At 67.0% G+C, this 12266-nt stretch carries 12 protein-coding genes; 11 read left to right on the forward strand and 1 reads right to left on the reverse strand.

Annotated features, from left to right (window positions below; translation table 11 throughout):
• The first annotated feature begins 38 nt into the window (after positions 1-38).
• The 11 genes from H6844_11265 (at position 39) to H6844_11315 (ending at position 11457) form a co-directional block, all read left to right on the forward strand.
• Positions 39-1541, forward strand: coding sequence for a replicative DNA helicase (locus tag H6844_11265; protein MCB9929976.1), 1503 nt, complete (start codon positions 39-41; stop codon positions 1539-1541).
• 3 nt (positions 1542-1544) lie between these two features.
• Complete coding sequence (alr, locus tag H6844_11270; GenBank protein MCB9929977.1) at positions 1545-2624, forward strand: alanine racemase; 1080 nt, start codon at positions 1545-1547, stop codon at positions 2622-2624.
• Complete coding sequence (locus tag H6844_11275) at positions 2624-3397, forward strand: ABC transporter permease (GenBank protein MCB9929978.1); 774 nt, start codon at positions 2624-2626, stop codon at positions 3395-3397. Before alr ends, H6844_11275 begins: the two co-directional genes overlap by 1 nt.
• Positions 3398-3404: 7 nt before the next feature.
• The gene (locus H6844_11280; GenBank protein MCB9929979.1) at positions 3405-4169 is read left to right on the forward strand and encodes an ATP-binding cassette domain-containing protein; all 765 of its coding nucleotides are present in this window, start codon (positions 3405-3407) and stop codon (positions 4167-4169) included.
• 78 nt (positions 4170-4247) lie between these two features.
• The gene (gene radA / locus H6844_11285; protein ID MCB9929980.1) at positions 4248-5669 is read left to right on the forward strand and encodes a DNA repair protein RadA; all 1422 of its coding nucleotides are present in this window, start codon (positions 4248-4250) and stop codon (positions 5667-5669) included.
• A 6-nt stretch (positions 5670-5675) separates the two neighbouring features.
• Positions 5676-6296 (forward strand): CvpA family protein, encoded by a 621-nt coding sequence (locus H6844_11290; GenBank protein MCB9929981.1) that lies wholly within the window; start codon positions 5676-5678, stop codon positions 6294-6296.
• Between the two features lie 65 nt (positions 6297-6361).
• Complete coding sequence (locus H6844_11295; GenBank protein ID MCB9929982.1) at positions 6362-7846, forward strand: amidophosphoribosyltransferase; 1485 nt, start codon at positions 6362-6364, stop codon at positions 7844-7846.
• Positions 7846-8568: an SDR family oxidoreductase gene (locus tag H6844_11300; protein ID MCB9929983.1), complete on the forward strand. Its 723-nt coding sequence runs from the start codon at positions 7846-7848 to the stop codon at positions 8566-8568. Before H6844_11295 ends, H6844_11300 begins: the two co-directional genes overlap by 1 nt.
• A gap of 21 nt (positions 8569-8589) precedes the next feature.
• The gene (locus H6844_11305; protein MCB9929984.1) at positions 8590-10092 is read left to right on the forward strand and encodes a DHA2 family efflux MFS transporter permease subunit; all 1503 of its coding nucleotides are present in this window, start codon (positions 8590-8592) and stop codon (positions 10090-10092) included.
• A 184-nt stretch (positions 10093-10276) separates the two neighbouring features.
• Positions 10277-10876, forward strand: coding sequence for a GTP cyclohydrolase I FolE (gene folE, locus H6844_11310; GenBank protein MCB9929985.1), 600 nt, complete (start codon positions 10277-10279; stop codon positions 10874-10876).
• A 32-nt stretch (positions 10877-10908) separates the two neighbouring features.
• Entirely contained in the window at positions 10909-11457 is a 549-nt protein-coding gene (locus H6844_11315) for a GNAT family N-acetyltransferase (GenBank protein MCB9929986.1), read from the forward strand.
• Here H6844_11315 and H6844_11320 read toward each other — a convergent pair.
• Positions 11438-12019: a hypothetical protein gene (locus H6844_11320; GenBank protein ID MCB9929987.1), complete on the reverse strand. Its 582-nt coding sequence runs from the start codon at positions 12017-12019 to the stop codon at positions 11438-11440. The genes H6844_11315 and H6844_11320 overlap by 20 nt on opposite strands.
• Positions 12020-12266 lie beyond the last annotated feature (247 nt).

Below are 12266 nucleotides of genomic sequence, written 5' to 3' on the forward strand. Positions count from 1 at the left end.
GCTACAGTTCGGCGGAGGGGTGGAGTAAACTGCTGGGCATGACGACAGCCACCGCACTCTCCTTCGCCGACACGCCGTCTTTCGGCGCGCCCAGCCGTGAGCCGCCCGCCAATCTGGATGCGGAAATGGCGCTGCTCGGCACGCTGCTGGCCAACAATGCCGGCTTCGACAAGGTCGGCGACTTTCTGCTGCCGGAGCATTTTGCCGATCCGGCGCATCAGAAGATTTTCGGCGCCCTGAAACGGGTGGTGGAAGGCGGCGGCACCGCCGACGCCCGCACGCTGAAGCACGTGCTGAGCCAGGAGGAAAGCCTGGCCGAGCTGGGGGGCGTGCAATATCTGGCCGAGCTGGCGGCGAACGCGCTGACCATCATCGACCCGAAGCATTACGGCCAGTTGATCTACGATCTCTATCTGCGCCGCGCCCTGATCGGCATCGGCGAGGAGGTGGTGAACGACGCCTTCCGGCCCGACAACGAGTATTCGGCCGCCGAGCAGATCGAGGCGGCGGAACACCAGTTGTTCCATCTGGCATCGTCCGGCGACGCGCGCGGCGACCTGAAATCCTTCGGCAGCACGCTGAAGGAAACCCTGAAAATGGTCGAGGCCGCCTATCAGCGCGAAGGGCGGCTGACCGGCATCACCAGCGGCTTCCGCGACATGGACCGGTTGCTGGGCGGTTTGCAGAAGTCGGACCTGTTGATCCTCGCCGCGCGGCCGGCCATGGGCAAGACGGCGCTGGCCACCAACATCGCCTTCAACGCCGCCGCCTCGCACAGCGCCGAGCGGGACGAGGCCGGCAATCTGGTGGAGCGGCACGGCCACAACGTGGCGATTTTCTCGCTCGAAATGTCGGCGGAACAGCTGGCGCTGCGTATTCTGGGCGAGCAGTCGGAGGTGCCCTCGGACGCCATCCGCCGCGGCGCCATCGACCAGCACCAGTTCGAGGCGGTGTTCGCGGCCAGCCAGCAGTTGAACGCGCTGTCGCTGTTCATCGACGACACGCCGGCGATCACGGTGGCGAACCTGCGCACCCGCGCCCGCCGCCTGCTGCGCACCCATGGCTCGCTGGACCTGATCGTGGTCGACTATCTGCAACTCATGCAGGGCTCGCCCGGCTCGCGCAACGAGGGGCGCGTGCAGGAAATCTCGGAAATCACCCGCGGCCTGAAATCGGTGGCGAAGGAGTTGAACGTCCCGATCATCGCCCTCTCCCAGCTCTCGCGCCAGGTGGAGCAGCGCGAGGACAAGCGCCCGCAACTGGCGGACCTGCGCGAATCCGGCTCGATCGAGCAGGACGCCGACGTGGTCATGTTCATCTACCGCGAGGAATACTATCTGGGCCGCAAGGAGCCGGACCCCGGCACCGACCTGCACGAGAAATGGCAGCAGGACATGGACCGGGTGCACAACATCGCCGAGGTCATCATCGCCAAGCAGCGTCACGGCCCCACCGACCGGGTGAAGCTGTTCTTCGACGGCGCCTATACCCGCTTCCGCGACTTCGTCTCGGACGGCAACGAGGATGACGGGTTCTACTGAGCCATGCCGCTGGGCCGTCTGACCATCGACCTTGAGGCCGTCGCGGCCAACTGGCGGCTGCTGCGCGACCGGGTGCAGCCGGCCGAATGCGCCGCCGTGGTCAAGGCGGATGCCTATGGCCTGGGCATGGCGCCGGTCGTGCGCGCGCTGGCGGATGCCGGCTGCCGGACATTCTTCGTGGCGACGCTGGAGGAGGCGGTGGCGCTGCGCCTGCAATTGCCGGACGTCACCGTCGGCATGTTGAGCGACCGGGTCGAGCCGCAGGTGCGGGATCTGACGGCGCACCGGATCACGCCGGTCCTGAACCATCCGGGCGATGTCACCGCCTGGCGCCGTCGCGGTGCGCCGGCCAGGGCCTGGCTGCACGTGGATACCGGCATGCACCGGCTCGGTCTCTCGCCGGAGGAATGGCGGGCGCTGCTGGCCGAACGGCCGGACTGGCGCGAATACGGCATTGGTGGCGTCATGAGCCATTTCGCCTGCGCCGACGAGCGCGACCACCCGCTGAACGCCTACCAGCGCGATGCGGCCCGGGCGGCGGCGCGGGCCGCGGGGCTGCCGCTCAGCCTGGGGAATTCGCCGGGGATTTTTCTGGGCGAAGCGTATCGGGGCGACCTGGTGCGGCCCGGCATGGCGCTCTATGGCCTGAACCCCAAACCCTATGCCGCCAACCCGATGCGGCCGGTGGTGCGGCTGGAGGCGCAGGTGTTGCAGGTGCGCGAGGTCACGGCCGCCGGCACCGCCGGCTATGGCGCCACGGCGGCGGTGCGGCCCGGCCAGACGCTGGCCACGGTGGGGCTCGGCTATGCCGACGGACTGTTGCGGTCGCTGTCGGGTCGGGGATTTCTGTATTTCGCCGGTGTCGCGGCGCCGATTGTCGGGCGCGTGTCGATGGATTCGATCATCGTCGACGTCTCGCGCCTTTCGCCGAAGCCGGCGCCGGGCGACTGGGCTGAGGTGATCGGCCCCAACCACCCGCCCGATGACCTGGCAGACAAGGCCGGCACCATAGGGTATGAGATACTCACCAGTCTGGGTGCGCGTTACGCCCGAACCTATCTGCCCGCGGGGTCGGTGAGTTGATCAATCCGTTGGCCGCCATCGGCCGTCTGACGCTGAATTTGTTCGAGACCATCGGCCAGGTCGCGGTGTTCGCGTTCGTCGGGCTGGCCCATGCCGTGCGTCCGCCCTTCTTCTGGCGCAACTATGCCCGGCACATGGTCGAGATCGGCTATCTCTCGCTGCCGGTGGTGGCGCTGACGACCCTGTTCAGCGGCATGGTGCTGGCGCTGCAAAGCTATTCCGGCTTCAGCCGCTTTTCGGCGGAGGGGGCGGTGGCCATGGTGGTGGTGCTCTCCATCACCCGCGAACTGGCGCCGGTGCTGGCCGGGCTGATGGTGGCGGGCCGGATCGGCGCCGCCATGGCGGCCGAAATCGGCACCATGCGCGTGACCGAGCAGATCGACGCGCTGGAGGCGCTCTCCACCAACCCGTACAGCTATCTGGTGGCGCCGCGCCTCGTAGCCGGCCTGTTGATGATGCCGTTCCTGGTGCTGATCGGCGACATTATCGGCGTGCTGGGCGGCTATATCGTCGGCGTCTACAAGCTGGGCTTCAATGCCAGCAACTACCTGACCCAGACCTGGGACGTGCTGGAGACCGAAGACGTGGTCAGCGGCCTGACCAAGGCGGCGGTCTATGGCTTCATCGTCACACTGATGGGCTGCTATCACGGCTATCATTCCACCGGCGGCGCCCAGGGGGTGGGCCGGGCGACGACGCAGGCCGTGGTGTCGTCGGCCATCCTGATTCTGATCGCGAACTATTTCGTGACAGAACTGTTCTTCGCGCGATAGCCCGCCCATGCTGGCGATCCAGGGCCTCGTCAAAAGCTTCGGCGGCAATCACGTGCTGCGCGGCGTCGACCTGACGGTCGAGACCGGCCGGTCGCTGGTGATTATCGGCGGCTCCGGCACCGGCAAGTCCGTGACGCTCAAATGCATTATGGGCTTTCTGAGGCCGGATGCGGGCTCGATCAGCCTGGATGGGCAGGATCTGGTGGGGCTGGAAGGACGGGCGCGCGACGCCATGAACCGGCGCTTCGGCTTGCTGTTTCAGCACGCGGCCCTGCTGGACAGCCTGCCGGTCTGGGAAAATGTGATGTTCGCGCCGTTGCGCTTCGGCAAGGTCTCGCGGCGCGAGGCGCGCAAGGCGGCGGTGGCGTGGCTGGAACGGGTCGGCCTGGACGAGCAGATCGCGCTGGAATTGCCGGGGGGATTGTCCACCGGCGCGCAGAAACGCATCGGCCTCGCCCGGGCGATTGCGGCGGAGCCGGACGTGCTGCTGTTCGACGAGCCGACGACGGGGTTGGATGCCCTGGTGGGCCGGCAGATCGACGCCCTGATCCGCTCCACCATCGACGACCTGGGCGCCAGCGCCATCACCATCACCCACGACATCGCGTCGGCCCGGCGGATCGGCGATACGGTCGCCATGCTGTTCGAGGGCCGCATTGCCTGGGCCGGACCGGCGGCCGACCTGATGGAGAGCGGCCATCCGGTGGTCGACCAGTTCGTCCACGGCCGGTTGGAAGGCCCGATCCCCGTGCCGGCGCTGCCGGAGGAGTAGGGGGCGAGTTCAGACCGGGCAGCCGCGCCGGGAATCGGCTACAGTCTCGCTTCATCGCATGTGAGTTGCTGCCGATCCATGGCCAAAGCCAAAACCCGCACCGTTTTCGTTTGCCAGTCCTGCGGCGCCACCCATGGCCGCTGGTCGGGGCAGTGCTCGGCCTGTGGCGAGTGGAATTCCATTGCCGAAGAGCCGGTGTTGCAGGCCGCTTCCGCCAGCGGGCCGCGGCGGATCGGCGGCCGGCTGGATGTGGTCTCGCTGGCGGGCAAGGACAAGCCGTTGCCGCGGCTGAAAACCGGCATCAAGGAATTCGACCATGTCTGCGGCGGCGGGCTCGTGCCCGGCGGCTGCCTGCTGATCGGCGGCGACCCGGGCATCGGCAAGTCGACCCTGCTGTTGCAGGTGGCGGCCCGGGCGGCGGCGGCCAGCGGCCGGCGGGTGCTCTATGTCTCCGGCGAGGAGGGGATCGGGCAGGTGCGGCTGCGCGCGGCGCGCCTCGGCCTGGCGGAGGCGGGGGTGGACCTGGCGTCTTCGACCGAAGTGGCCTCGATCTGCGGCGCGATCGGCCCGGACCACGCCCTGGTGGTGGTCGACTCGATCCAGACCATGGCGGTGGAAACGGTCGAGTCGGCGCCGGGCACGGTCAGCCAGGTGCGCGCTGCCGGCCACGAGTTGAACCAGGCGGCCAAGAAGCAGAACGTGCCGGTGGTCCTGGTCGGCCATGTCACCAAGGACGGCTCCATCGCCGGGCCGCGCGTGCTGGAGCACATGGTCGACACTGTGCTCTATTTCGAGGGCGACCGCAGCCACCAGTACCGCATTCTGCGCGCGGTCAAGAATCGCTTCGGCCCCACGGACGAAATCGGCGTGTTCGAGATGACCGGGCTGGGCCTGGCGGAGGTGCCCAACCCCTCCGCCCTGTTCCTGGGCGCACGCGATGCGGACGGGCCGCCGCTCAGCGGCTCGGCCGTGTTCGCCGGCATCGAGGGCACGCGGCCGATCCTGGTGGAAATCCAGGCGCTGGTCGGGCACCCGGGCTATGCGACGCCCAGGCGGACGGCGGTCGGCTGGGATTCGGCCCGGCTCTCCATGGTGCTGGCGGTGCTGGAGACGCGCTGCCTCTATGACTTTCAGGGCCGCGACGTGTTCCTGAACGTGGCCGGCGGCCTGCGCCTGGCCGAGCCGGCGGCGGATCTGGCGGCGGCGGCGGCGCTGGTCTCGGCGCTGATGGACAAGCCGGTGCCGCGCGACGTGGTGCTGTTCGGCGAGGTCGGCCTCTCCGGCGAGTTGCGCCCGGTCGGCCAGGAAACGGCGCGGCTGCGCGAGGCGGAGCGGCTGGGCTTCGGCCGGGCGCTGGCGGCACTGGCGCCGAATGGCAAAGGGGTAGGCGGCAAGGGATCGGGCAAAACCGGGCGGGACGATGCGGCCCATGGCCCGCTTGTGCCGGTGCGCATCGCTCGGCTATCCGATCTGACGGAGTGGCTGCGCGAAGGTGCCTGAAAACGAATGCCCGACCTGAACCAGTTTTACCTGCTCGACGGGGTGGCCGCCGTCGTGGTGTTGCTGTCGGCCTGGATGGCATACATGCGCGGCTTCGTGCGGGAGGTGTTCTCGCTCGGCACCTGGATCGGCGCGGTGGTGGCCACGGCCTATTTCTACCCGCAGGCGAGCCAGTTCGTCCGCCAGCATATCGAGACGCAGTTCGCGGCCGACCTGGCGGCGGGCATCGGCGTGTTCTTCGTCTCTTTCATCGTGCTGCGGCTCGTCACCGGCGCGATTGCCGAGGCGGTGGCCAGTTCCGAACACAACGCGGTCGACCGGGCCGCAGGCTTTCTGTTCGGCATTCTGCGGGGTGTTTTGTTGCTGGTGATCGCCTATATGGCGTTTGCGTGGTTCGTGCCGGAGACGGAGCAACCGCCGTGGCTGACCGAAGCCAAGGTCACGCCGATGCTGCGGGAAGGCTCGCACGAACTGGAGAAATTGTTGCCGGAAGGCTGGAAGACCAACGAGCAGAAGGCGGAAAGCCTGCGCGAGTTGGATCGGCAGGCCGCAGAGATCGAGCGGCTGCACCGGGGCTTCAATGCACCGGCGCCGACCGTCCGGGAAAACCGTGCAGCCAATGATTAAACTGGCTATAAGGATGACGCGCCGCGACCCTGAGACTTGGCTTCGCGCGGCGCAGGAGATCGGCCATGTCGGGACCGTGCGTTAAAATGTCGGGGCAGATAGCGCTTGAAGACGAGGGCCCGCACGAGGAATGCGCGGTCTTCGGCATCTTTGGGGCGGACGAAGCGTCGGCCCATACCACCCTGGGTCTGCACGCCATGCAGCACCGCGGGCAGGAGGCCGCCGGCGTCGTCTGTTTCGACGGCAAGCACTTCCACGCCCAGCGCGGACTGGGCGAGGTCGGCGTGGTGCTGAACAAGGAAGAGGTGATGGCGCGGCTGGTCGGCAGTTCGGCCATCGGCCACAACCGCTATGCCACCACGGGCGACGGCGCGGTGCACAACATCCAGCCGTTGTTCGCCGAATTCGCCTTCGGCGGCTTTGCCATTGCCCACAACGGCAACCTGACCAACGCGCGCAGCCTGCGGCGCCGGCTGGTGGAGGGGGGCTCGCTGTTCCAGTCCACCACCGATACCGAGGTCATCGTCCACCTGATCGCGCGCAGCGTGCGGCAGTCGCTGGTCGACCGGCTGGTGGATGCGCTGCACCAGGTGGAGGGGGCCTACAGCCTGGTGGCGCTCAGCCGGAAAAAGCTGATCGGCGTTCGCGATCCGCTGGGCATCCGCCCGCTGGTGCTGGGGCAGTTGGGCGACGCCTATATCCTGGCGTCGGAGACCTGCGCCCTGGACATCATCGGCGCGGACTTCGTGCGCGACGTGGCACCGGGCGAGCTGATCGTCATCGACGAGGACGGGGTGCAGTCGCTGTTTCCGTTCCCGAAGCAGCCCAGCCGCTTCTGCGTGTTCGAATACATTTACTTCGCGCGCCCGGACAGCCTGATGGAAGGCAAGAGCGTCTATGAGGCGCGCAAGCGCATCGGCGCGGAACTGGCCCGCGAGTCCAGCCCGGAGGGCGGGGTGGATGTGGTCGTGCCCGTGCCGGATTCCGGCGTGCCGGCGGCAATCGGTTTTGCCTCGGCTGCGGGCGTGCCGTTCGAATACGGCATTATCCGCAACCATTATGTCGGCCGCACCTTCATCGAACCGACGGCGCAAATCCGCCATCTGGGCGTGAAGCTGAAACACAATGCGAACCGGTCGATGGTGGAAGGCAAGCGCATCGTGCTGGTGGACGACAGCATTGTGCGCGGCACCACCAGCCGCAAGATCGTCGAGATGATGCGCCATGCGGGCGCGGCGGAAATTCATATGCGGATTTCGTCGCCGCCCACCGCCTATCCCTGTTATTACGGCATCGACACGCCGGAACGCAGCGAATTGATGGCCGCGCGCCTGGACGTGGCCGGCATGGCCAAGGAAATCGGCGTCGACAGTCTGGCCTTCATCTCCATCGACGGATTGTACCGCGCCATGGGGCAGGAGAGGCGCGACGGCGGCTGTCCCGCCTATTGCGATGCCTGCTTTACCGGCGACTATCCCGTCCGCCTGGTCGACCGCGACCGGGGGGCGGCCGGTAAGCGAAGCGAAGAATCGATGCTGCGGCTGGGGTAATGGCAAACACATCCGAAGGCCGGCTTGCCGGCCGCATTGCGCTGATCACCGGCGCCTCCCGCGGGCTTGGCGCCGCAGTGGCCGAGCGGTTTGCGGCGGAAGGCGCGCACCTCATCCTGGTGGCCCGCACCCAGGGTGGGCTTGAAGAGACCGACGACCGGGTGCGCGCGGCCGGCGGTTCGGCAACCCTGGTGCCGCTCGACCTGACCCAGTTCGACGAGATCGACCGCATGGCCGCTGCCGTGGCGCAGCGCTTTGGCCGGCTCGATATCCTGGTCGGCAATGCCGGCGTGCTGCCGCCGCTCTCGCCGGTCGATCATCTGAGCCCGTTCGACTGGCAGACCGGCCTGGACGTCAATCTGACCGCCAACTGGCGCCTGATCCGCGCTTTCCACGAAGGCTTGCGCCGGTCCGAGGCGGGGCGGGTGATCATGGTCACCAGCGCCGCCGCCATGGAAGCGTTCGCCTATTGGAGCGCCTATGCCGCCACCAAGGCCGGGCTGGAGGCACTGATTTCCAGCTATGCCAAGGAGGTGGAGCGCACCACGATCCGCGCCAACCTGCTGGACCCGGGCACGGTGCGCACCGACATGCGCGCCCAGGCCTTTCCCGGCGAGGAGCCGGAGAGCGTGCGGCCGCCGGAGGCCGTGACCCCCGTGTTCGTCTCGCTGGCCGAGGCTGCCTGCACCCTGAACGGGCAGGTGGCTCGGGCGTATGGGTGAGCAAGGGGCTCTGAGGGCGTAATGGCCGGCGGCATCGACGCCAACACCCCGTTCAAGCGGGCGCTGGTGCTTGCCATGGTGACGATGGCGACCACATTGTACGGTACCACCGTGCTGGTCGTCTCGGTGATCCTGCCGCAAATGCAGGGGTCGCTCTCGGCCACCCAGGACCAGATTGCCTGGGTGATGACCTTCAACATTCTGGCCACCGCCATCGCAACGCCGATGACCGGCTGGCTCACCGCGCGGTTCGGCCGGCGCAAGGTGATGATCTATTGCCAGGCCGGGTTCACGCTCGCGACGTTGTTCTGCGGCCTGGCGGACAGCCTGGAGGTGTTGGTGCTGTTCCGCGTCGCCCAGGGCGCGCTGGGGGCGCCGCTGATCCCGCTGGCGCAGGCGACCATTCTCGACACCTATCCGAAATCGCAGCACGGCAAGGCGACCTCGATCTTCGGCATGGGCGTGGTGATCGGGCCGGTGCTGGGGCCGATCGTCGGCGGGTATCTGGCCGACGTCTACACCTGGCGCTATGCCTTCTACATGATCGTGCCGGTGGGAACGGCGGCCGTGGTCGGCCTGTATTTCCTGCTCTCGGACAAGGGGCGCCAGTCCAACGTCAAGCTGGACTGGACCGGGTTCCTCGCCCTGGCCATCGGCATTGGCTGCGTGCAGTTGATGATGGACCGGGGGCAGCGGCAGGACTGGTTTCAGAGCATCGAAATCGTGCTGGAGGCAGCCGTCGGCGTTCTGGCCTTCTATGTGTTCGTGGCCCATTCCGTGACGACCAGACGGCCATTTCTGACGCCGAGCCTGTTGCTGGACCGCAACTATGCCCTGGGCCTGATGATCGTGTTCATCTACGGCATGTTGAACTTCACGCCGATGGTGTTGTTTCCGCCGATGCTCCAGGGGCTGATGGGCTATCCCAATTCGGTGATCGGCGAACTGCTGGGCGCGCGTGGGATCGGGGCGCTGGGCGGGTTTTTCTCCGCCATGTTCGTCTCGCGGATCGACCCGCGCATCGGCATGCTGATCGGCATGGGCATCCAGGCGACCAGCGGCCTCATCATGATGTCGTTCGACCAGAATGTGAGTTTCAACATGGTGGCGTTTGTCGGCGCGCTGCAGGGCCTTTCCGTCGGGCTGTTCTGGGTGCCGTTGACGGTCGCGGCATTTTCGACCCTGAATCCGGCCTATCTGGCGGAGTCATCGGCAATTTTTCACCTGTTGCGCAATCTGGGCTCCAGCATCTTCATTTCGCTGTCGGTGGCGACGGTTATCAGCAGCCGGGGCGCCAACTATGCCCGCATGACCGAGTTCGCCTCGCCGTTCAATGAAAACCTGGAAGCGGCCGGCATGTCGCTGGACACGGTCCAGGGCATCGCCGGAATTTCCGGGGAGATCTTGCGCCAAGCGTCGATGCTGGGCTATTTAAACGCATTCGCACTCTACACGGCCGCATGTCTGGCAAGCGTGCCATTAATTCTTATGTTCAGGGTTGCGAAACGAACACCATCGGCCTAAGGCCGGGCGCTCTGGGCGCTTGGGTGGCGACAGCATCGATAGGCTCGCGTTGCGAGTGATCCAGCCCACCGTAAGGATCGTAGCGTGTGGGGCGCGACAGCGTCGCAGTCTCACAGCGCGGAGGTAACAGATGGATAGAGTTGATACGTCGGTTGTGTCCGGCGCTTATGGAGAGGAGCCGCACATGGCCGAGGATAACGCTTCCAAAGCCGCTACCCGCCGTCCGAGCGAGGAGGAGGCCAAGGCCGCCGTCCGCACCCTGATCGCCTTTGTCGGCGAGGACCCGGACCGGGAAGGCCTGATCGACACCCCCAAACGCGTCGTCGGCGCCTGGCAGGATTTCTTTTCCGGCTATGCCGACGACCCGGCCGAAATTCTGGGACGGACCTTCGAGGAGGTCGACGGCTATGACGAGATCGTCATCGTCCGCGATATCCGCGTCGAGTCCCATTGCGAACACCACATCGTCCCGATCATCGGCAAGGCGCATGTGGCCTATCTGCCGGACCGGCGGGTGGTCGGCATCTCGAAGCTGGCTCGTGTTGTCGACGCGTTCGCCAAGCGTATGCAGGTGCAGGAAACCCTGACGGCGCAGATCGCCGACACGATCAACAACGTGTTGCAGCCGAAGGGCGTCGCGGTGCTGGTCGAGGCGGCGCACATGTGCATGACCACCCGCGGCGTGCACAAGCCGGGTGCCGACACGGTCACCACCTGCACCCGCGGCGTGTTCAAGTCCGACCCGGCCATGCGCCGCGAGTTCCTGGACCTGGTCAGCCGCTGAAGGCCCCTCCCTTGTCCCTGCGAGCCGCGCCGATGTCCCTGACGACGGCGCGGCTTTTGCTGCGCCCGTTGCAGGCCAGCGACCATGACCCGCTGGCGGCGATGCAGGCCGACGTGCGGGTGACATCCTGGCTTGGCTCCGGCCCCCGTTCGCCCGCCCGGGCTGCCGCCGAGGCGCAGTGCTGGATCGCGGGTTTTGCGGCCGGCTTTGCCGATGTGGCGCTCTGTGCGGTGGCCGCGCGCGATGCGGAGGGCTGGCCGGCGGATGCGTTTCTGGGGCTGGCCTTTCTCGGGTCCGTCGGCGGCGGCGAGGTCCAACTCGGCTATCGCTTCCGGCATGCGGCCTGGGGACAGGGCTTTGCGAGCGAGGCGGCCGGGGCGCTGCTCCAGCACGGGTTGCACCGGTTGGCCTTGCCGCGCATCGTGGCGTTCACGCGGCGCGACAATCATGCCTCGGCCGCGGTGTTGCGCAAGATCGGCATGCGCGAGCGGGGCATCCGCATGATCGATGGCTATCACGCCCGCGATTTTCTCGCGGAAGCGGCCGGCGTGCCGCCTGGGCTCAGAACGGTGTGTCGGTGACGATGAAGGGGTGGACGAGGACCAGCAGCGTTCCGTCCGCCGCATCCCGGAAAACGCGGCCGATCAATTGGCCGGGCGGCCCGTTCGGCAGCGGATGGACATTGGTCGGGGTGGGCTCGGATTTCAGCCGATAGGCGTAATCCTGGTTGAGAAACGCGACCTGCGGATAGCGCCGGTCGCGCGGCTCATCCGAGAGGTCGAGCCAGACGGTGCCGTCGGCGAAATAGGCGTCGCCGATGGAACGGTCCGGCTTGAAGTCGGCCTCGTTATAGCGGTCCTCCGCCAGTTTCCCGATCAGCGGCACGCGGCTCCAATCGAGGCGGTTCTGGTTCTGGCGCACGACGCCGACGCCCGGATCGACGGACTGCACCCGACCGCCGACATTCAGGAACACCCGGCGCACGGTGGCAGCCCCGCCGCCTTCGAGCCGCAGCGGGACGAATGTGCCGTAATTGTCGATATAGTCGGCGCGCGGGTCGTCGCCTTCGCGGGCCGCGCCCGAGGCGGCGAGCCCCAGAACCATCAAAGCGGCCGCCATGACCGTGGCAAATGTGCTGCGCATTCGCAGCCTCCTGTGCGTGTAAGGCCGTTCTCGTGAATAAATGGGGACGCCCGCCCGGCAATTCAGCCTTTGGCCCGGCGATTATTGCGTCCTTGAAATTGTACAGAGAACCAAGCGTGTCGGGCAACCGGCACGGGCCTTTTGCCGGTGGGCAGCAGCGGGGGGCGGCATGGGTCGACCTTGGCGGTTCGGTGTGCTATGGGAACAGGCCTTGCAGACAATTGTCATGGCGAAGGCCTCAGAATCC

This window comes from Alphaproteobacteria bacterium (assembly GCA_020638555.1).
Taxonomy (GTDB): Bacteria; Pseudomonadota; Alphaproteobacteria; order Bin95; family Bin95; genus JACKII01.

What these genes read in the sequence shown, in the direction of transcription:
- H6844_11280 (MCB9929979.1), top strand. Translation starts at nt 3,405, where the DNA reads ATGCTGGCGATCCAGGGCCTCGTCAAAAGCTTCGGCGGCAATCACGTG.
- H6844_11320 (MCB9929987.1), bottom strand. Translation starts at nt 12,019, where the DNA reads ATGCGCAGCACATTTGCCACGGTCATGGCGGCCGCTTTGATGGTTCTG.
- H6844_11290 (MCB9929981.1), top strand. Translation starts at nt 5,676, where the DNA reads ATGCCCGACCTGAACCAGTTTTACCTGCTCGACGGGGTGGCCGCCGTC.
- H6844_11305 (MCB9929984.1), top strand. Translation starts at nt 8,590, where the DNA reads ATGGCCGGCGGCATCGACGCCAACACCCCGTTCAAGCGGGCGCTGGTG.
- H6844_11300 (MCB9929983.1), top strand. Translation starts at nt 7,846, where the DNA reads ATGGCAAACACATCCGAAGGCCGGCTTGCCGGCCGCATTGCGCTGATC.
- folE (MCB9929985.1), top strand. Translation starts at nt 10,277, where the DNA reads ATGGCCGAGGATAACGCTTCCAAAGCCGCTACCCGCCGTCCGAGCGAG.
- alr (MCB9929977.1), top strand. Translation starts at nt 1,545, where the DNA reads ATGCCGCTGGGCCGTCTGACCATCGACCTTGAGGCCGTCGCGGCCAAC.
- H6844_11295 (MCB9929982.1), top strand. Translation starts at nt 6,362, where the DNA reads ATGTCGGGACCGTGCGTTAAAATGTCGGGGCAGATAGCGCTTGAAGAC.
- radA (MCB9929980.1), top strand. Translation starts at nt 4,248, where the DNA reads ATGGCCAAAGCCAAAACCCGCACCGTTTTCGTTTGCCAGTCCTGCGGC.
- H6844_11265 (MCB9929976.1), top strand. Translation starts at nt 39, where the DNA reads ATGACGACAGCCACCGCACTCTCCTTCGCCGACACGCCGTCTTTCGGC.
- H6844_11315 (MCB9929986.1), top strand. Translation starts at nt 10,909, where the DNA reads ATGTCCCTGACGACGGCGCGGCTTTTGCTGCGCCCGTTGCAGGCCAGC.